Here is a 19231-nt window from a genome sequence, read left to right on the forward strand (position 1 = left end):
TGTTCCCACAGGGTTGTCCACAGTGTTGTCCACGACCGCCCGGATCCGTCGGACAGGAGTACTTCCCTGTCGTACCGGGGCGCGGGGCCGATCGATGACCCCACTGTAAAGGACCGGGCCGGGTGGCACCGAACGGAAGTTGTCCCCAATGTGGAGAATGGACCGCAGCGGTGTCCTCGACGCCTCCGGCACCGAGGCCGGCCCGATCGGCGTTTGACCTGCTCGCTGCTGTCACGTACCGTTAACCAGTTGACTGCGGCCGATTGGTCGCGCCCATCTGCGTCGTTCGACACCGAGCGATGACACATACATACGTGACGGCTCGCCGCGGGCAGCCGTGTGGAGAGATCATGAGCAAGCGCACCTTCCAGCCGAACAACCGTCGCCGCGCCAAGAAGCACGGCTTCCGCCTCCGCATGCGGACGCGTGCCGGCCGCGCCATCCTGTCGGCGCGTCGCGCCAAGGGCCGCACCGAGCTCTCGGCCTGATCAGGCTCACCGCCTGATCCGGTCCTCGGTCTGACCCCGGCATCGCAGTGTTGGCCAGCGCCAACCGCATCGTCCGCGGGGACGACTACCGGAACGTCGTGCGTCGTGGTCGCAAGAGCGCCACGGCGCACGTCGTCGTGTCCGTGGTCCGTCGTTCGACGGACCCCACCGGACCGTCGCGGTTCGGCTTCATCGTCGCGAAGACGGTGGGCAACGCCGTGACCCGGAACCTGATCAGGCGGCGGCTCAAGGCGATCGCGCACGGCATCCTCGACGACTCCCCCGTGGGGTACGACGTGGTGGTGCGCGCACTGCCAGCCGCATCGCAGGCCGGATGGCCTACCCTGCTCGAAGACGTCGTGCGCTCCTTCGCGCGCGGGGTGGAGAAGGCAGCATGAACCGCACCCTGTGGACCCGGCTGGCCTGGGTCGCCGCGTTGCTCCCACGCAACGCGTGCGTCGTCGTGCTCCGCGCCTACCGTGCAGTGATCTCCCCGTTGTACGGCAACGTCTGCCGGTACCACCCGTCGTGCTCCCGGTACGCCCTCGAAGCGATCCAGCAGTACGGCGTCGTCCGCGGATCCGCGATGGGCGCCTGGCGCATCGCTCGCTGCAACCCCTGGGCTGCAGGCGGGATCGACGACGTCACGGAACGTCCTCGCCCGTTCGTCGTCAACCGGTTCGGGTTCGTCCTCGCGCCGATCCCGCAGCAGCCGCACCCCGCGGTCGGAACGGCCCGGCCGGTCCTGCTCTCCCAGCGCACTCGAAAGGCGTAGCCGTCCCCATGGAAATCATCGGTACGATCCTCTGGCCGCTCAAATGGGTGGTCTCCGCCATCCTCGTCGGCTTCCACTGGGTCTTCGAGAGCATCGGCATGGACCCGGGCGCGGGAATCACCTGGGTCCTCTCCATCATCTTCCTGACGTTCGTGGTCCGCGCCGCGCTGATCCCGATCTTCGTGCGGCAGATCAAGTCGCAGCGCCGCATGCTCGAGGTCGCGCCGCAGCTGAAGAAGATCCAGGACAAGTACAAGGGCAAGAAGGACCAGTTCTCGCGTGAGGCCATGAGCCGCGAGACCATGGCCCTGTACAAGGAGACGGGCACCAACCCGTTGAGCTCCTGCCTGCCGCTGCTGCTGCAGATGCCGATCTTCTTCTCGCTGTACTCGGTGCTGCACGAAGCGCAGATCAACAAGACCGGCGTCGGCCTGCTCACGAACGACCTCGCGGCGTCGTTCGGCAACGCGGCCCTGTTCGGTGCCCCCCTGCACGAGACGTTCACGAACGCTTCCGGGTGGGAAGTGCGTGCGATCGCCGGCTTCATGATCGTCGTCATGACGGCCTCGCAGTTCATCACGCAGCTGCAGCTCGTCGCCAAGAACATGTCGCCGGAGACCAAGGCGTCGCCGATGTACCGCCAGCAGAAGATGATGCTGTACATCCTCCCGCTGGTCTTCGTGATCTCGGGTCTGAGCTTCCCCCTCGGCGTCATGTTCTACTGGCTCGCCTCCAACGTCTGGACGATGGCGCAGCAGTACTTCGTCATCCGCAGCATGCCGACGCCCGGTTCCGAGGCGGCCCTGGCACGTGAGGCACGCCTGGCCAAGAAGGCCCAGCGTCGCGGAATCGCGAACCCGGTGCTCGCCGAGGCCGGTGCCGGTGCTGGTGCCGCTGAGATCGAGGCCGTGCGCGTCACCACCCAGCGTTCGCAGCCGGTCGGCAAGCAGCGCTCGAAGAAGAACGGGAAGAAGTAAGTGACCGAGCAGGACACCGCCGCAGCCGTCGACACCACCGAGGTCCCGGACGAGGACGCCCGTGACGAGGCCGACATCGCTGCGGACTACATCGAGGAACTCCTCGACATCTGCGACCTCGATGGAGACATCGAGATCGAGGAGCGCGCCGGTCGCGTCTACCTGTCGGTCACCGACGACGGCGAGGCGCTCCGCGTCCTCTCGAAGCCGGACACCGTCACGGCCCTGCAGGAACTCACCCGCATCGCCGTCCAGGCGGAGACGGGCGAGTTCAGCCGGCTCATCCTCGACGTGGGCGGCTCCCGTGACGCTCGTGCCGACGAGCTGCAGCGACTGGTCGACACCGCCGTCGAGCGCATCGAGGGTGGATCGTCGTCCGCAGCACTCCCCCCGATGTCGTCGTACGAGCGCAAGCTGGTCCACGACCTCGTCGCTGAGAAGGGCTTCCACTCGGAGTCCGAGGGTGAGGGTCGGGACCGCCACACGGTCGTCACCCGATGACGGACGAGTCGGTGTCCGCGGACACCGCTCCCGCACCTTCGGACGCTGCTCCGGTGCTCGAGGCTGAGCCTGCAGCTGCGTCCGCCCTGTTCGGCGATCAGATCGAAACGGCTCGGTCGTTCACGAACGAGTTGGCTCGCCGGGGCGAGGAGCTGGGCCTGATCGGCCCGCTCGAGTTGCCTCGGCTCTGGACGCGACACATCCTCAACTCTGCATTGCTGGCGCCCCTCCTGGAGGCCCGTGGCCGGGTTGCCGACGTCGGCTCGGGTGCAGGATTGCCCGGTCTCGTGCTCGCGATCGCCCGTCCGGACGTGCACTTCACGCTCATCGAGCCGATGGAGCGTCGAGTGGACTGGCTCACCAGCGAGGCGAGCCGGCTCGGCCTGTCGAACGTGACAGTGGTCCGTGGCCGCGCCGAGGACGTCTCCGACGACATCGTGGTCGACCAGGTCACGGCGCGAGCAGTGAGTGCGCTGTCGAAGCTCATCCCGATGACGGTTCCGCTTGTCCGCTCGGGCGGGCAGCTCATCCTGATGAAGGGTGCGCGAGTCGACGAGGAGATCGAGAAGGCACGCAAGGTGATCCTGCGCCAGCACCTCTCGGACGTCGAGGTCCTCGAGCTCGGGGACGGTGTGGTCGCAGAGACCACGCGCGTCTTCCGGGCTACAGTTGACTGACCCTGCGGCTCGGATCGGGACAACTGATCCCATGCTGCTCCACGTTTCACGTGAAACATCGAACCGGGGAAGAGGCATTCGTTGAGCTCATCGACCGATTACGACGCGTCGACTCCGCTTGCTCGCGAGATCGCCGACCTGAACCGCCGGCGCCGTGCGATCGCGACGCAGCAGTTCCCGTTGCCCCCGAAGACGCGGATCATCACCGTGTCGAACCAAAAGGGTGGCGTTGGAAAGACCACGACGACCGTCAACTTGGCCGCCGGGCTCGCCCACGGCGGCGCGCGGGTGCTCGTGATCGACCTCGACCCACAGGGCAACGCGTCAACGGCCCTGGGCGTCGACCACCAGGCTGAAGTCGCGAGCATCTACGACGTCATCGTCGACGAGGCCGCGATGGCCGACACTGTGCAGCGGTCCCCCGAGTCGGACACCCTCTGGTGTGTCCCGGCGACGATCCACCTCGCGGGTGCTGAGATCGAGCTCGTCTCCTTGGTCGCTCGAGAGCAGCGGCTGCGCACGGCGCTCGATCTGTACCTCCAGTCGCTGGACGAGCCGTACCACTACGTGTTCATCGACTGCCCGCCGTCCCTTGGCCTGCTCACGATCAACGCTTTCGTGGCGGCGCAGGAAGTCCTGATCCCCATCCAGTGCGAGTACTACGCGCTCGAGGGACTCAGCCAGCTGTTGCGCAACATCGAGCTCATCGAGCGGCACCTCAACCCGAACCTCCGGGTCTCGACGATCCTGCTCACCATGTACGACGGTCGGACCAACCTGGCGAACCAGGTGGCGAACGACGTGCGCGAGCACTTCGGTGACCAGGTCTTGAAGGCGATGATCCCCCGATCCGTACGGGTGAGTGAAGCGCCGAGTTACGGACAGAGCGTCGTCGCGTACGACGTGAACTCCACCGGGTCGCTCTCCTACTTGGAAGCGGCCGCCGAGATCGCAGCACGAGGAGCGTAAGACTGATGGCACCCAAGCGAACCGGACTCGGCCGCGGCATCGGCGCGCTCATCCCGACGGCAACGGACCAGCAGGACCGCCCGGTCGACGTGTTCTTCCCGACCGGTGGGTCGCCGGCGTCGGCACCCACCGCGGACGAACTCGTCGCCGTTCCGGGAGCCCGACTCGCGAACCTCAACCCGCTGGATGTGATCCCGAACGGGCAGCAGCCGCGCAAGGAGTTCCGCGAAGAGGAGTTGCAAGAGCTCGTCCACTCCATCCGTGAGATCGGCGTGCTGCAGCCCATCGTGGTCCGTCCGATCCCCGGGGCTGCGGGGACGGAGCCGCAGTACGAGCTGATCATGGGTGAGCGTCGACTCCGGGCGACCAAGGAGCTCGGGCTCACGACGATCCCGGCGATCGTCAAGGAGACGCCGGACGACGCGATGCTCCGGGACGCCCTGCTCGAGAACCTGCACCGGGCGCAGCTCAACCCGCTCGAAGAAGCTTCGGCGTACCAGCAGCTCCTGGCGGACTTCGGGATCACGCAAGAACAGCTCGGTCAGCGCATCGGCCGATCGCGTCCGCAGATCACCAACACGATCCGTCTGCTCCGGCTCCCCTCCCCCGTGCAGCGCCGGGTCGCTGCCGGTGTGCTGTCAGCCGGCCACGCTCGCGCGATCCTTGCTGCCCCGGACGCCGAGGCGATGGAGTACCTCGCCGAGAAGATCGTCAACGAGGACCTGTCGGTGCGCGCCGCCGAAGCGATCGCGCAGCAGCTGGCGACGAAGACTCCGCCGAAGACGGCCTCGCAGCCCTCGAAGAACCAAGCACACTTCAACGACCTTGCCGAGCGCATCGGCGACCGGCTGAACACGCGAGTCAAGATCGCTGTGGGGGCGCGGAAGAGCTCCGTGACCATCGACTTCGCGAACGGCGACGACCTCAACCGCATCCTGTCGGAGCTGGGGATCAGCGATATCTCGTCCTGACGGCCCGTCAACGACGCTGTGCGGCCCGTAGCGGGCCTCGCAAGCCCTGCGCGGGTATACGGAGCAGCGAAGAAAGGTTCGGCCCAGTACGGGGCGCGTAGCCGTTGGGTCGGTTCGAGTTCACGAGCAGCGAACGGGAAGCCCGTACGTTTCACGTGGAACACTGCCAGGCTCGCATCATGAGATCCCGCAATCCCGAGCCGCTCTGGCGTGACGTCGTCGGTCAAGAACTCCGCGGTCGTCGCCGCGGCCGCGGGGACACCCTGCACGACGTCGCTCGTCGTGCAGGGGTGTCGCCGCAGTACTTGTCGGAGATGGAGCGGGGGCGGAAGGATCCCTCGAGCGAGATGCTGGCAGCAGTCGCGGGCGCACTCGAGAGCTCGTTGCTGGACCTGACGGCAGCGGCAGCAGAACAGCTACGCGAGCGGGCACGTTCGGCAGGTACCGGTGGCGAACAAGTGCGGAGCGCGTTCGTCCTCGCAGCGTGAGGCATCGCCAGTCAGCGCCGTCGGTCAGCGTCGTGTGATCACGTGGTCCACGAGCCCGTACTGCTGGGCCTGACGGGCCGTGAAGACGCGATCATGATCGGTGTCGGCTCGGAGTCGCTCGACACTCTGGCCGCTGTGCTCGGTGAGCAGGTGCTCGATCTCGGCCCGGATCCGAACGACCTCGTCGGCCTGCAGGATGAGCTCGGGAATTGCCCCCTGCCCCTGAGCCGCGGGTTGGTGGAGCACGACCCGAGCATGCGGCAGGGCCGATCGCTTTCCTTCGGCGCCCGCGGCGAGCAGCACGGCTCCGACACCGATTGCCTGGCCAACACAGGTGGTCGCGACGGCGGGGCGGATGAACCGCATGGTGTCGTAGACGGCGAGCATGGCACTCGGATCGCCGCCGTCGCAGTTGACGTAGAGCTGCACGTCAGAGTCCGGGTTGTCCGACTCGAGGAAGAGAAGTTGCGCGATGAGGGCATTGGCGACGCCAGCATCGATCGCGGTACCGATGTAGATGATCCGCTCGGTGAGCAGGTGCGAGTAGACGTCCAAGACCCGGTCGCCGCGAGCGTCCCGCGCGATGACGTTCGGGATCGTGTAGGCGCTCATCGGTCTCCCTCCCCTGCCGCAGGTCCGCCGAAGCCGGTCACCGTGGAGCGGAGCTGCTGGGGCCGGATCACCGAGAAGTCGTCGACGATCACGTCGACGAACCCGTAGTCGAGGGCCTCCTGCGCGGAGTACCAGTGGTCGTGCAACGAGTCCTCGAAGATTCGGTCGACCGTCTGCCCGGTGTCCGCTGCGATGAGTCCGAGCACGGTGTCGCGGGTGTTGCGGAGGTGGTCTGCCTGCAGCGCCACGTCCACCGCACTCCCCCCGATCCCTGCGGATCCCTGGTGCATCAGGATCCGGCTGTGTGGCAGTGCTCGCCGTTTGCCAGGAGTACCCGAGGACAGCAGGAACTGCCCCGCACTGCAGGCGATCCCGAATGCGAGCGTGCTGACGTCGTTGGGGATCACCCGCATGAGGTCCCGGAGTGCGAGCATCGCCGGGACCGAGCCTCCGGGCGAATGGATCCAGAGCGCGATGTCGTTCCAGGGGTCCGCCGTCGCGAGCTGTACCAGCTGCGTCATGAGGACGGTGCCGTTGTCGTCGTCGAGAGGGCCGTCGAGTACGAGCACGCGTTGGTCGAGAAGGGCACGCCGGTACTCGGTCGTGAAGGCTGCGGGGGATGGTGAATCGGTCATGCGTCCACCGTGCGCCGGCAGATGACCAGGCGCATCGGATGCTGCTCAGAGCAGATCAGCTCTCAGCAGCGAACCGCGGGTACCGACGTTCCACGTGGAACATCGACGCTTGCGAACGCTCGTGTTCCACGTGGAACACGGAACGTGGGAGCGTGCGGATCAGGCGTGGTGGTCGCGGATCGCCTGTTCGGCGAGCTCTGCGTACGTCCACCCGAGATCGAAACCGGACGCGGAGAGTGCCTGCGGCAGCAGCGACGTCTCGGTCAGGCCCGGGAGTACGTTGGCCTCGAGGAACCAGGGCGTACCAGCGCCGTCGACGATGAGGTCCACGCGGGACAGGTGGCGGAGGCCGAGGGCCGCGTGTGCCGCGACGGCGGCGTCGGCTGCAGCGGTCGCGAACTCGTCGGACAGTCGAGCGGGGGTGTAGAACGTCGTCTCTCCCGCGTTGTACCGCGCCTCGAAGCCGTAGATGCCGTTCCGTGGGACGATCTCCACCGCGGAGAGTGCCACCGGTCCGTCGCCCGTGTCGATGATGCCGACCGCGACCTCGGTGCCGCGGATGAGCTGCTCGACCACGACGTCGTCGCAGTACGTGTAGGCCGTGACCATGGCTCGTGGCAGGTCATTGACGTCGTCGACGAGGGTCACTCCCTGCGCACTCCCGCCGCGTGCCGGCTTCACGGCGAGCGGGACCGGGTGCTCCCCCGCGATGGCCTTGAGTACCCCGACGGCGCCGAGTTCACGGAACACGTCGTGGGACAGCGTGACGGATCGAGGGGTGCGGACGCCTGCCCGCGCGACCAGCGCTGACGCCGTGGGCTTGTCCCATGCCAACCGGGCCGACGTGGAACGTGAGCCGACGAACGGGATGTCCACCGCCTCCAGGATGCCCCGCAGGGCCCCGTCTTCACCGGAGGCGCCGTGCAGAGCCGGCCACACGACATCCGGGCGGGACTCGGCGAGAGCCGGCAGCAGCAGCGCGTCGGCGTCGCGGAGGTCGACCTGCCAGCCGTACCCGGTCAGCGAATCGGCGACCCGTCGCCCGGAGCGCAGGGAGACGTCACGCTCGTGCGAGATCCCTCCGGCGACGACGACGACGTGACGACGGGTGAGCTCAGCCATGGGGGTCCTCCGGGGTGGAACGACGGTGCTGATGGGCCACGCACCGAGGAAAAGCGCTGATCAGGAGATGTTCGGCGGCGGAGCGCTGACCGATGAGGTCTCGCGGACGACGCTGTTCGGCCGAGTCGTCGGACCGAACGTCTCGATCAGCTCGAGTTCGTCGTTGACGACGTTGGCGAGCCGCTTCACGCCGACGCGGATCTGCTCGGGGGTCGGGTAGCAGAACGACAGACGGATGTGCCCGCCGCCACGACCGTCGGCGTAGAAGGCGGTCCCCGGCGTGTAGGCGACCAGCTCCTTCACGGCGCGCGGCAGCATGCCCTTCGAGTCGAGGGACTCGGGGAGCGTCAGCCAGACGAAGAAGCCACCGTTCGGCTTCGTCCAGGACAGGTCCGGCAGGAACTCCCCCAGGGCGGACAGCATGGCGTCACGGCGCTCTGCGTAGATGCCCCGGAAGGTGTCGACCTGACCCTTCCAGTCCGCGGCGTCGAGGTAGGCGTTCACGACGTACTGCCCGAAGGAGTTCGGGGCGAGGACGGCGGACTCGTTGGCGAGCACGAGCTTCTCGCGGATGGCGTGCGGTGCGAGCGCCCAGCCGACGCGGAAACCGGGTGCGAGGGTCTTCGAGAAGGACCCCAGGTACACCACGCCCTCTTCGTCGATGGAGCGGATCGCCTGCGGTGCCGGCTCGTCGAACCAGAGGAGTCCGTAGGGGTTGTCCTCGAGCACCAGGATGTTGTTCGACCGGCAGATGTCGAGCACCTCGATGCGGCGCTCCCGGCTCATGGTGACGCCGGCCGGGTTGTGGAAGTTCGGGATCGTGTAGAGGAACTTGATCCGCTTGCCCTGCGTGCGGAGGTTCGCGATCGCCTCACGCAGCGCCTCGGGCACCAGACCGAGCTCGTCCGTCGTCACGTGGACGGTCTCGGCCTGGTACGACCGGAACACACCGATCGCGCCGACGTAGGACGGGGACTCGGCGAGGACGACGTCGCCCGGGTCGATGAACAGCCGCGTGACGAGGTCGAGCGCGTGCTGCGAGCCCGTCGTCACGACGACGTCCTCGGCACTGGCACGGATGCCCTCGAGGCTCATGACGTCAACGATGTGCTCACGGAGGGACCGCAGACCCTGTCCGCCGCCGTACTGCAGTGCCATGGCCGCGTGCTCGTTCATCACGCGGTCCAGGGAGCCCGTGACGAGCTCTCTCGGCAGCGCGGAGACGAACGGCATGCCGCCGGCCAGCGAGACCACCTCGGGGCGCGAGGCGACGGCGAACAGGGCTCGGACCTCGGAGGCGCTCAGCCCGGCGGTGCGCTGGGCGTAGGAGTCGTACCAGGGGTCGAGGCTGTTGCCGTTCGTCATACCGTGCTCCGATCAGTGAGACATTCCCGCCACACTACGACATCGACCCCGGAAACCCGGGCTCCGCGGCGGGGGCCGATCCGCAACGGGTGGCATGCGAACGCCCCGCCGACGCCTGCTGAGCAGGACATGACGGGGCGTTCGGTGGTGCTGAGGCGACCTACGCGAGGAACTCGGCGAGGTCGGCCTCGAGCGCGGGCTTCGGCTTGGCGCCGATGACGGTCTTGACGACCTCGCCGCCCTTGAAGACCTTCATCGCCGGGATCGAGGTGATCTGGTAGTTCATGGCCGACTGGGGGTTGTCGTCCACGTTGAGCTTCACGATCTCGATCTTGCCGGCGTGCTCTTCGGCGATCTGGTCGAGGATCGGCGAGACGGCGCGACACGGGCCGCACCACTCGGCCCAGAAGTCGACCAGGATCGTCTTGTCGGACTTGAGGACCTCGTCCGAGAAGGTGGCGTCGGTGACAGCCTTTGCGTTGGACATGGGTGTCCTTTCGTGAGAAGTCGGTACTGGGTGTGGAACCGCGGACGGGCCCCCGGCATTCCGGGGGCCGTACGGGTCAGGCGGAGATGGTGACCGGCTCGACCGGGGTCTCGCCCGCAGCAGCGTCGGTCAGCGTGTCCTCGAGGTCGGCGAGGTACTTCTCGGCGTCGAGCGCGGCGACCGCACCGGAACCGGCGGCCGTGATGGCCTGGCGGTAGGTGTGGTCGAGCACGTCGCCCGCGACGAAGACCCCGGGGACGCCGACGGCCTTGGACGTGCGGCCCTCGACGGCGATGGTGCCCTCGGGAGCGAGCTCGAGCTGACCGTGCACGAGGTGCACGCGGGGGTCGTTGCCGATCGCGATGAACAGACCGTCGAGGGCGAGTTCGCTCTCGGTGCCGTCCACGGTGTCCTTGAGCGTCACGCCGGTCACGGCGGAGTCACCCTGGATGCCGATGACCTCCTTGTTCCACGCGAACTCGATCTTCGGGTCGTTGTGGGCGCGGTCCTGCATGATCTTCGACGCACGGAGGGTGTCCTTGCGGTGGATCACGGTGACCTTGTCGGCGAAGCGGGTGAGGAACGTCGCTTCTTCCATCGCGGAGTCGCCGCCGCCGACCACGGCGATGTTCTTCTGGCGGAAGAAGAAGCCGTCGCAGGTCGCGCACCACGAGACGCCGTGGCCCGACAGGCGCTCTTCGTCGGCGATGCCGAGGTGGCGGTACGCCGAACCGGTCGCGTAGATGACCGCGAGGGCTTCGTAGGTCTCGCCGGAGCCGACGGTGACCTTCTTCACGTCGCCGGTGAGGTCGACGGAGATGGCGTCGTCGTACAGGACCTCAGCGCCGAACTTCTCGGCCTGCTCCTGCATCTTGATCATGAGGTCGGGACCCTGGATCCCCTCGGGGAAGCCCGGGAAGTTCTCGACCTCGGTCGTCTTGGTGAGTTCCCCGCCCGTCTCGACGCTGGACGCGACGATGAGCGGCTTGAGCTCTGCGCGCGCGGCGTAGATGCCGGCGGTGAACCCGGCCGGACCGGAACCGATGATGATGAGCTGGCGCATGCCTGATTGCCCTTCCGTTGCGTGCTGACCGGGTCAACACATGGTACCGGCGCGGCATTCCGCGACGTCCGGGAACCGTGCGGTCAGCGACCGAGCTTGCTCTTCACCATGCCGACGGCGTTCTTGATCTCGCCGTTCTTGGCGACGACGAGCGCCCCGAAGTACACGAGGACCATGACGGCGCCGGTCAGGACGATGGTGATGAGTGCCCCGGTGCGGTCCGACATCGCGAACCCGGCTGCGGAGAATGCTCCGAGGAAGTTCGCGACCACCAGACCGACCACGCCGGCGATCAGCGCCGCGATGATGAACTGCACGTGCGAGCGGGTCACGACGGGACCCTCCATGCCACCCAGGCGCTTGCGGACGAGCACCAGCGCCACGATGGTCTGCGCGGTGCCGGCCAACGTGGTGCATGCGGCGATCGCGACCCCGATCGTCTCGTTGGGGAGCGTGGTCACCGCCAGCGCGCCGATGACGAACAACACGGACTGGACACACTGCATCAAGAACGGCGTGCGGTGGTCGTGCATGGCCCAGAACACGCGTTGGATGATGAACAGGATGCTGAAGAGCACGAGGCCCGGCATGTAGGCGAAGAGCACGGCGCCGATCGACAGCGCGCCGTCGAACGTGTCCGAGAACATCCGTCCGAACGGCACGGCGACGACCATCAGTGCGACGGACGCGAAGACCGTGAAGAGCCCGACGATGCGGAGCGAGAGCGACAGGTTCTTCTGGACCGCGCCGAGGTCGCCGCGCTCCGCGTCGTGGCTCATGCGCGTGAAGTAGGCGGTGGCGATCGAGACCGTGATGATCGAGTGCGGCAGCATGAACAGCAGCCATGCGTTCTGCAGAACGGCGTTGCCGGCGGCACCCGAGCCGAGCGACGCGACGCGCGACTGCACGATGCCGGCGAGCTGGGTGACGAGGATCATCGCGAACAGCCATCCGGCCGCGGTGCCCGTTGCCTTCAGACCGACGCCCCGCCAGCGGAAGTCGGGACGGAAGCTCAGGCCGGCTCGGCGCCAGAAGAACGGCAGGAAGGCTGCCTGGGCGAGGACGCCGAGCGAGGCGCTGCCCGCGAGCACCGCGATCTTCGTGGCGTCCCAGTCGTCGACGCCCGAGTTCGCGGCGCTGCCGCCGAACATCGCGATGAAGACGACGAGACCGGCGAGCGAGATGACGTTGTTGAGCAGGGGCGCCCAGGTGAACGGTCCGAAGACCTGCTTCGCGTTCAGGACCTCGCCGAGCAAGGAGTACATCGCGTAGAAGAGGATCTGCGGCAGGCACCAGAAGGCGAAGAGGACGGCGAGGTCGTACGCCTCGGGTGAGAGGCCCTTGCCACCCGAGGTGGATTGGGAGCTGTACAGGCGCACCAGCAGCGGAGCAGCGAGGGTGGCGACGATGGTGATGACGATGAACACCGAGCCACCAAGCGTCACGATCTTGTTGACGTAGGACTGGCCGCCGTCGGTTCCGTTCTTCATGGCGCGGACGATCTGCGGGATCAGCACCGCCGACAGCAGGCCGCCCGCGATGAGGGCGTAGATGTTGTTCGGCAGCTGGTTCGAGATCGCGAAGGCGTCTCCGGCAGGGCTCTTGTACTGCCCGATCGCGTAGGCCAGCACGAACGTCTTCGCGAATCCGAGGATGCGCGACAGCATCGTCCCCGCCGCGAGCATCGCACTCGCACGCCCCAGGCTGCGCTCGGCGACCGGTTCCGCATCGACGTCGGGCTGGGGCTGGGTGGCGCTGATGGTCGGCTCCTCGGGGTCGCGGGCGTCCGCGACAGGGCTGGTACGGGCGTCGGACGGGAGGCCCGGTTCGACTCCGGCTCGGGCGATCGCGTCCTGCAGGTGGTCGCCTCCAGGAGCCGCGACAGCGGCCGCACCGGAGCCGGCCACGGCGAACGCGGTGGGTGCCTCGGCGCGGTGATCCGGGCCTCCCGGTCCGACGACCGATCCCGCGGGCGAGCCGGGCGCACCGGGCGCACCCGGCTGCACGGCGAGCGGGCGGTTGGGGTCGTCGTCGTCCTCGTCGTCGAGTTCGCCGTTGCGACGGCGGATGCGCTTCCGGATGCTGCGGAAGATGCCGAAGCCGAAGATCGCGATCAGAGCGACCGCTGCGGCAGCGGTGATGACCGTCTCCCACTGCGCCTGGACGTTGAGCTCGACGGTGGCCGGCTGGGCGATCGCGACGCCGGTCGGGCTCGACAGCGACATGGTCAGCTCGACCTTGCCGTTCGCGACGGACTGCACGGGGACGGTCGCTCGGGTCGACGAGTCCGGTTGGATCTCGACCACGATGTCGTTGCGGACGACCCGGAGGGCGGAGTTCGACGGCTGGACGGCCAGGTGCACCGTCACCGGGTAGTCGGAGCTGTTGCGGATGGAGACCGGCAGCGAGGACCGGTCGCCGAGCAGGGTCAGGCTGCTCGAGTCGACGATCCCGACCTCGGTGGTCTGCTTCGCCCAGGCGGCCGTGCGGGCGTCGACGGCGGCCGTCAGCCCGTCGTTGTCCCCCCGCCACGCGTTCGACGCGATGGCGAGCAGTCGGAGGCGTGCGGGTGCGGTCAGTTCGGCGGGGGTGTCGAGGATCGTGGCGAACGCGGAGAGCCCCTGTTCGCCCTGCACCAGGCGCTTGAGCTGTGCGATGCGGCCGGCCCCGGTGGACGCGCTGTTGAGCGTGAGTGACCCGGCGACGGCGTTCGACGCCGTTGAGAGGTCGGCGGGTGCCACCCAGGCGGTGCTCTCGAGGGCGTCGAGGGTCTGGCTGAGGCGCGCGGAGTCCGAGGGCCAGTCACGACCGAGGGTCAGCAGGATCGGTCCGCTGGCGGTCCCGTCGCGTGCCGAGGTCGCGAGCGTCGCGGTGAGTTCGGACATCGCCGACGACCAGCTCTGGCGGTCCGGTGCGGTCGCGGCATCGCGCAGCAGGGACGACATCGACTGGTCCGACACGAGGACGTGGTCGTCGCCGATCTTCTCCGACGCCGAGATCGTGGCGTTCGCGCCGGCGGAGGTGTTCCCGCTCGAGACGATCGTGGTCTTCGTGCCCGCCCGCTCGAGTGCCTCGAGGTCCGACGACGACACGGTGCCCTCGGTCGGCCAGGAGATGGAGTCCATCGAGTAGGGGAAGTCCAGCAGCTGCTCGGTCGTGGGCAGTGTCTCCGTGGGCTCGCCCGCACCCGAGTCGGCTTCGGCGTCGGTGGTGGCGTCGTCGCTCGGGGACGCGGAGCTGCTCGGGGTCGTCGTCTGGCCGGCGGTGGCGGTCGGGGTCGGTGCGGGGGTCTCGGCGCCGGGGAAGTTCTCGGACTTCACGGACTGGTCGAGCGAGATCGGCGCGAGGATGCCGTCCGACCCGGCCTGGCGCAGCCCGGTGACGTCGGCGTCCGCGTAGGACAACGAGAACGTCTCGTTGCGCAGGGACTCGAGGCGTTGGAGCCACGCGGTCGCGGTGGACGGCGCGTTCTCGCCGAGGATCCGGATCGAGGCGATGATCCGCGGGTCCACGGCGACGGCGACGTTGTGGTCCTCGGCCGCGTCGAGCTGCTGGGTCAGGGTGCCGTCGACCGAGGTGGCGGAGGCCAGGACGGCCGCGGTGAGGATGCCGTCGGTGGACTTCGGGACCGTCACCGGCATCGCCACCGAGACGCTGACCGGCACCTGCTCGAAGTCCGGGTACCAGGTGATCGCGGAGCGGGCCACGGCGAAGGTGTCACCGGCCGTGTACTCGGCCGCGATGCGCCGCGCACCGAACGACGAGTACCCGCCGAGTGCCACGTTGCCCGAGACGATCTCGACCGAGTCGATGGTGACGGATCGGTGCGCCGGGACCTCCGGAATGTCAACGGAGTCCATCGGGGCGCCGAGGTAACCGGTCGTGGTGGTGTCGGCGAGCCAGTCGGCGAGGACGTCTCGCGTGCTCACGGAGCGGAAGATGTCGAACTCCGCGCTGCCGGCGGGCAGTGCAGTGTCGGTGTCGTTCGTGACGGTCACCGAGAGGGTGAGGTCCTGGTCGCGCTGGACGATCCCACGGTGCGCGGGAGCGACCGAGATCGTGGCCTTGCCCGCATCGGCAGCAGCCGGATCGGCGAGGTGGGTCTTGGCCGACGAGACCGTCGCGGCATCGGCGTGCGGGGCGCTGACGGGCGCGACGACCAGGCCGAGCGCGACGAGGGTCGACGCGGCTGCGGCGAGCGTGGTGCGGAGGATGTGCATACGGAAGCGGGCCACGGGGTCGGTTCGGGCCGAGCACGAGTGTATGAGGCGCGACCATGAACAGGTCCCGTGCGCGCGGGGTTGTGGAGAACTCGGGGCCCCGATCTGGGAGGATGAACACCGTCATGCAGTCCGTTGCCCAGGCCGTCGAACGACTCGACGCACTCGCCACCACCGAGCCCGTCGACCTCCTCGCTCGGGCCTTCGCCGACGCCGGACACGAGCTGGCCCTGGTCGGCGGACCCGTGCGGGACGCCTTCCTCGGTCGTCCCGTCACCGACCTCGACTTCACGACGAGCGCCCGTCCGGACGACATCCTGCGCATCGTCGAGCCGATCGCGAGCGCCACGTGGGACGTCGGCCGCCAGTTCGGCACCATCGCCGCGCGGGTCGGCGGCGAGCAGGTCGAGATCACCACCTACCGCAGTGACGTGTACGACGGCGAGACCCGCAAGCCCGAGGTCGCGTTCGGCGACACCATCGAGGACGACCTGCTCCGCCGCGACTTCACCGTCAACGCGATGGCGCTGCGGCTGCCGGCCCGTGAGCTCGTCGACGTGCACGGCGGCGTCGAGGACCTGCTGGCCGCCCGCCTCCGCACCCCGCAGGCCGCCGTGGTGTCGTTCCGCGACGATCCGCTCCGGATGATGCGGGCAGCGCGGTTCACGTCGCAGCTCGGGTTCACCGTCGACGACGACGTCCGTGCCGCCATGCAGGACCTCGTCGACTCCATCGACATCGTGTCCGCCGAGCGGGTGCGCGACGAACTCGTCAAGCTGCTCGACACGGGCGACCCCGTGCCGGGCATCCGCCTGCTCGTGGACACCGGGCTGGCGCAGCGGTTCCTGCCCGAGCTGCCCGAGATGCAGCTCGAGATCGACGAGCACCACCACCACAAGGACGTCTACGAGCACTCCCTGACCGTGCTCGAACAGGCGATCGGCTACGAGGCCGAGCGGCACGCGGGCGACCCGCCGGACACCGTGCTCCGGCTCGCGGCGCTGCTGCACGACATCGGCAAGCCCGCCACCCGCAAGCTCGAGCCGGGCGGCGCCGTCAGCTTCCACCACCACGACCTGGTCGGCTCGAAGCTCGCGAAGAAGCGGCTCCGTGCCCTGCGCTTCGACAACGACACGATCGCCGCGGTGTCCCGCCTGATCGAGCTGCACCTGCGGTTCTTCGGGTACACCGACGGTGCCTGGACCGACTCGGCCGTCCGGCGCTACGTCCGCGACGCCGGCCCGCAGCTCGAACGGCTGCACGAGCTGACCCGCTCGGACGTCACCACGCGGAACCGCCGCAAGGCCGACCGCCTGGCGTTCGCGTACGACGACCTCGAGGAGCGGATCCGCGTCCTGGCCGAGCAAGAGGAACTGGACTCGATCCGGCCCGACCTGACCGGCGACGACATCATGCGGATCCTCGACATCCCGCCGGGGCGTGCCGTGGGCGAGGCCTACCGCTTCCTGCTCGAGGCGCGGATGGACGACGGGCCGCTCGGGGCCGACGCTGCCGAGGCGCGCCTGCGCGACTGGTGGGCCGCGCGGGACGCGACGAGCTCCTGAGGCGACACCGGCGCCCGAGACGCGACCGCCTGACGGACGCGACGGTTCTGCACAGACCGGTGGCGCGCCTCCAGGCCGTCGGGTAGTCTGTGCAGGTTGCCCGGCGCGTGTCTGCGCGCTGTGGCACATGCATCAACCCTCCTGCCCCGGGAACTGCCCGGGGCCGCTGAGACCAGAGGAGGTGGGTTCCGCATGCACCAGTACGAACTGATGGCGATCCTCGACCCCGAGATCGATGAGCGCACCGTCGCTCCCAGCCTGGACAAGTTCCTCGCTGTCATCCGCAACGACGGTGGCACCGTCGACAACGTGGACGTCTGGGGCCGTCGCCGGCTCGCTTACGAGATCGCCAAGAAGTCCGAGGGCATCTACGCCGTCGTCGACTTCACGTCCTCGCCCGAGGCCGCCAAGGAGCTCGACCGTCAGCTCGGTCTCTCCGAGGCCGTGCTCCGCACGAAGGTCCTCCGCGCCGAAGAGGGCATCGCGCAGGTCGCCGCCCAGAAGCAGCGCGACGAGGCACGCGCAGCCCGCAAGGCTGCCAACGCAACCGCAACCGCAACCGCGACCGCGAGCGCCGAGTAACCCGTGGCCGGCGAAACCGTCATCACGGTGGTGGGCAACCTCACCGCGGACCCCGAGCTGCGGTACACGCAGAACGGGCTCGCAGTGGCGAACTTCACCATCGCCTCCACGCCTCGCACGTTCGACCGTCAGGCGAACGAGTGGAAGGACGGCGACGCGCTGTTCCTCCGCGCGAGTGTGTGGCGGGAGTTCGCCGAGCACGTGGCGGGGTCGCTGACGAAGGGCTCGCGCGTCATCGCGCAGGGTCGTCTGCGTCAGCGTTCCTACCAGGACCGTGAGGGTCAGCAGCGCACGAGCATCGAGCTCGAGGTCGACGAGATCGGCCCGTCGCTCCGGTACGCGACCGCACAAATCACCCGCGCAGCGGGTGGCGGCGGCGGTCGTGGCCAGGTCGGCGGCGGCAACGGCGGCGGTCAGCAGGGCGGCGGCAACGGCGGATGGAACAACAACGGTGGCGGCAACGCCTCCGCTGGTGGCCAGTCCGACGAGCCGTGGTCCCCGCAGGGTGGCCAGCAGGGCGGCGGCAACGCACAGTCGAACGACGTGTGGAGCACCCCCGGCGGCAACTTCGACGACGAGACCCCGTTCTGATCCTCTCGGTTCCGACGGACACACAACTTTTCTTCTAAGGACAAATCACTATGGCTGGAAAGAGCACCGGCGACCGCCGGAAGCCTCGCGGCAAGGGCGGCAAGAACGCCGCTCCCGCGAAGTCGATCAAGGTCGGCGTCATCGACTACAAGGACGTTGCGACCCTTCGCAAGTTCATCTCGGAGCGTGGAAAGATCCGCGCCCGTCGCATCACCGGCGTCTCCGTCCAGGAGCAGCGCCTCATCGCCCGTGCCGTGAAGAACGCCCGTGAGATGGCGCTCCTCCCCTACGCCGGCTCCGGCCGCTGATCGGAGGTCGACACATGTCGAAGCTCATCCTCACCCACGAGGTCTCCGGCCTCGGTTCCGCTGGCGACGTCGTCGACGTCAAGAACGGCTACGCCCGCAACTACCTCATCCCCCAGGGCTTCGCTGTCGCGTGGTCCAAGGGCGGCGAGAAGCAGGTCGAGTCGATCCGTGCCGCGCGCACCGCGCGTGAGCTCGCCACCATCGAAGAGGCACAGGACCTCAAGATGAAGCTCGAGAACGCGACCATCTCCCTGGCGGTCAAGGCCGGCAAGGACGGTCGTCTGTTCGGCTCCGTCCGTCCGGGCGACGTCGCTGACGCCGTCCAGGCGCAGGGCGTCGGCTCGCTCGACAAGCGCAAGGTCGAGGTCCCCGCGACCATCAAGACCGTCGGTGACCACGAGGCCACCGTGCGTCTGCGCGAGGACATCACTGCCGTGATCTCGCTCAAGGTCGTCGCTGCCAAGTAGCACTGACGTTCCGCTCCACGACGGGCGGGTCTCCTCCGGGAGGCCCGCCCGTCGTTGCGTTGGCGGGGGCTCCGCGTGGTGCGGGGCGCGGGGCGTGCGGGTTCACTTGGTGAGCAGAAAAGGTCGGGTCCCGATCCCCCACTCGACATCTTCTGCTCACCGTCAACGCACGGTCGTCCAGAACGGCCGGGAGGCCCGCCCGACGTTGCGTTGGCGGGCTCGGCTTTGCTGGCTGGTTACCTCTCAGGCACGGTCCGGCTTGCTGGGAACGGCCCGAGAACACTTCCCACAGGAGGGGTGCTTGTCAAGTCGTTTTACACAGCAGAAACGTGTCAAATCGGAACCTTCAAGGCGTACTTGAACCCCAC

General features: G+C 68.3%; 21 protein-coding genes. 14 read left to right on the plus strand and 7 right to left on the minus strand.

Annotation, left to right across the window (positions count from 1 at the left end; translation table 11 throughout):
* Positions 1-350: 350 nt before the first annotated feature.
* The 9 genes from rpmH (at position 351) to EDF42_RS01950 (ending at position 5846) form a co-directional block, all read left to right on the plus strand.
* Complete coding sequence (gene rpmH / locus EDF42_RS01910) at positions 351-488, plus strand: 50S ribosomal protein L34 (protein WP_022889115.1); 138 nt, start codon at positions 351-353, stop codon at positions 486-488.
* Positions 489-535: 47 nt separating this feature from the next.
* Complete coding sequence (rnpA, locus tag EDF42_RS01915; RefSeq protein ID WP_123339324.1) at positions 536-886, plus strand: ribonuclease P protein component; 351 nt, start codon at positions 536-538, stop codon at positions 884-886.
* Complete coding sequence (yidD, locus tag EDF42_RS01920) at positions 883-1263, plus strand: membrane protein insertion efficiency factor YidD (RefSeq protein ID WP_185040717.1); 381 nt, start codon at positions 883-885, stop codon at positions 1261-1263. The genes rnpA and yidD overlap by 4 nt, the downstream gene beginning before the upstream one ends.
* Before the next feature lie 8 nt (positions 1264-1271).
* Positions 1272-2240, plus strand: coding sequence for a membrane protein insertase YidC (gene yidC, locus EDF42_RS01925; protein ID WP_123339325.1), 969 nt, complete (start codon positions 1272-1274; stop codon positions 2238-2240).
* Complete coding sequence (locus EDF42_RS01930; protein WP_123339326.1) at positions 2241-2741, plus strand: R3H domain-containing nucleic acid-binding protein; 501 nt, start codon at positions 2241-2243, stop codon at positions 2739-2741.
* A complete protein-coding gene (gene rsmG / locus EDF42_RS01935) occupies positions 2738-3418 on the plus strand; it encodes a 16S rRNA (guanine(527)-N(7))-methyltransferase RsmG (protein ID WP_123339327.1) in 681 nt (226 codons plus the stop codon). Before EDF42_RS01930 ends, rsmG begins: the two co-directional genes overlap by 4 nt.
* Before the next feature lie 81 nt (positions 3419-3499).
* Positions 3500-4387 (plus strand): ParA family protein, encoded by an 888-nt coding sequence (locus EDF42_RS01940; RefSeq protein WP_131845076.1) that lies wholly within the window; start codon positions 3500-3502, stop codon positions 4385-4387.
* Between the two features lie 5 nt (positions 4388-4392).
* Positions 4393-5358, plus strand: coding sequence for a ParB/RepB/Spo0J family partition protein (locus EDF42_RS01945; protein WP_123671303.1), 966 nt, complete (start codon positions 4393-4395; stop codon positions 5356-5358).
* Positions 5359-5537: 179 nt separating this feature from the next.
* Positions 5538-5846, plus strand: coding sequence for a helix-turn-helix domain-containing protein (locus EDF42_RS01950; RefSeq protein WP_123671565.1), 309 nt, complete (start codon positions 5538-5540; stop codon positions 5844-5846).
* 24 nt (positions 5847-5870) lie between these two features.
* Here the strand turns inward: EDF42_RS01950 and EDF42_RS01955 are convergent, their stop codons facing one another.
* The 7 genes from EDF42_RS01955 to EDF42_RS19115 all read right to left on the minus strand — a co-directional run bounded on the left by EDF42_RS01955 (position 5871) and on the right by EDF42_RS19115 (position 15365).
* Positions 5871-6458 carry a ClpP family protease gene (locus EDF42_RS01955; protein WP_123671304.1) on the minus strand — a complete coding sequence of 196 codons (588 nt, stop codon included), beginning with the start codon at positions 6456-6458 and terminating at the stop codon, positions 5871-5873.
* On the minus strand, positions 6455-7093 hold the full coding sequence (locus EDF42_RS01960) for a ClpP family protease (protein WP_123339330.1): 639 nt from the start codon (positions 7091-7093) through the stop codon (positions 6455-6457). Before EDF42_RS01960 ends, EDF42_RS01955 begins: the two co-directional genes overlap by 4 nt.
* A 159-nt stretch (positions 7094-7252) precedes the next feature.
* Complete coding sequence (locus tag EDF42_RS01965; protein WP_123339331.1) at positions 7253-8215, minus strand: D-alanine--D-alanine ligase; 963 nt, start codon at positions 8213-8215, stop codon at positions 7253-7255.
* 60 nt (positions 8216-8275) lie between these two features.
* Positions 8276-9580, minus strand: coding sequence for a PLP-dependent aminotransferase family protein (locus tag EDF42_RS01970; RefSeq protein ID WP_123339332.1), 1305 nt, complete (start codon positions 9578-9580; stop codon positions 8276-8278).
* A 160-nt stretch (positions 9581-9740) separates the two neighbouring features.
* Positions 9741-10067, minus strand: a complete 327-nt coding sequence (gene trxA, locus EDF42_RS01975; RefSeq protein WP_017887828.1) for a thioredoxin — start codon at positions 10065-10067, stop codon at positions 9741-9743.
* 76 nt (positions 10068-10143) lie between these two features.
* The gene (trxB, locus tag EDF42_RS01980; RefSeq protein ID WP_123671305.1) at positions 10144-11130 is read right to left on the minus strand and encodes a thioredoxin-disulfide reductase; all 987 of its coding nucleotides are present in this window, start codon (positions 11128-11130) and stop codon (positions 10144-10146) included.
* Positions 11131-11213: 83 nt separating this feature from the next.
* Positions 11214-15365: a DUF6049 family protein gene (locus EDF42_RS19115; RefSeq protein ID WP_221180996.1), complete on the minus strand. Its 4152-nt coding sequence runs from the start codon at positions 15363-15365 to the stop codon at positions 11214-11216.
* Positions 15366-15475: 110 nt separating this feature from the next.
* Between EDF42_RS19115 and EDF42_RS01990 the strand changes: the two genes are divergently transcribed.
* The 5 genes from EDF42_RS01990 (at position 15476) to rplI (ending at position 18863) form a co-directional block, all read left to right on the plus strand.
* Entirely contained in the window at positions 15476-16915 is a 1440-nt protein-coding gene (locus tag EDF42_RS01990; protein WP_123671567.1) for a CCA tRNA nucleotidyltransferase, read from the plus strand.
* A 192-nt stretch (positions 16916-17107) separates the two neighbouring features.
* Positions 17108-17497 carry a 30S ribosomal protein S6 gene (gene rpsF, locus EDF42_RS01995; RefSeq protein WP_123671306.1) on the plus strand — a complete coding sequence of 130 codons (390 nt, stop codon included), beginning with the start codon at positions 17108-17110 and terminating at the stop codon, positions 17495-17497.
* 3 nt (positions 17498-17500) lie between these two features.
* Positions 17501-18088, plus strand: a complete 588-nt coding sequence (locus tag EDF42_RS02000; protein ID WP_123311310.1) for a single-stranded DNA-binding protein — start codon at positions 17501-17503, stop codon at positions 18086-18088.
* Positions 18089-18138: 50 nt separating this feature from the next.
* The gene (rpsR, locus tag EDF42_RS02005) at positions 18139-18396 is read left to right on the plus strand and encodes a 30S ribosomal protein S18 (protein ID WP_017887834.1); all 258 of its coding nucleotides are present in this window, start codon (positions 18139-18141) and stop codon (positions 18394-18396) included.
* 14 nt (positions 18397-18410) lie between these two features.
* Positions 18411-18863: a 50S ribosomal protein L9 gene (gene rplI, locus EDF42_RS02010; RefSeq protein WP_111083665.1), complete on the plus strand. Its 453-nt coding sequence runs from the start codon at positions 18411-18413 to the stop codon at positions 18861-18863.
* The last annotated feature ends 368 nt before the right edge of the window (positions 18864-19231 follow it).

It is taken from the genome of Curtobacterium sp. PhB172 (assembly GCF_003752545.1).
In the GTDB taxonomy this organism is placed as follows: Bacteria; Actinomycetota; Actinomycetes; order Actinomycetales; family Microbacteriaceae; genus Curtobacterium.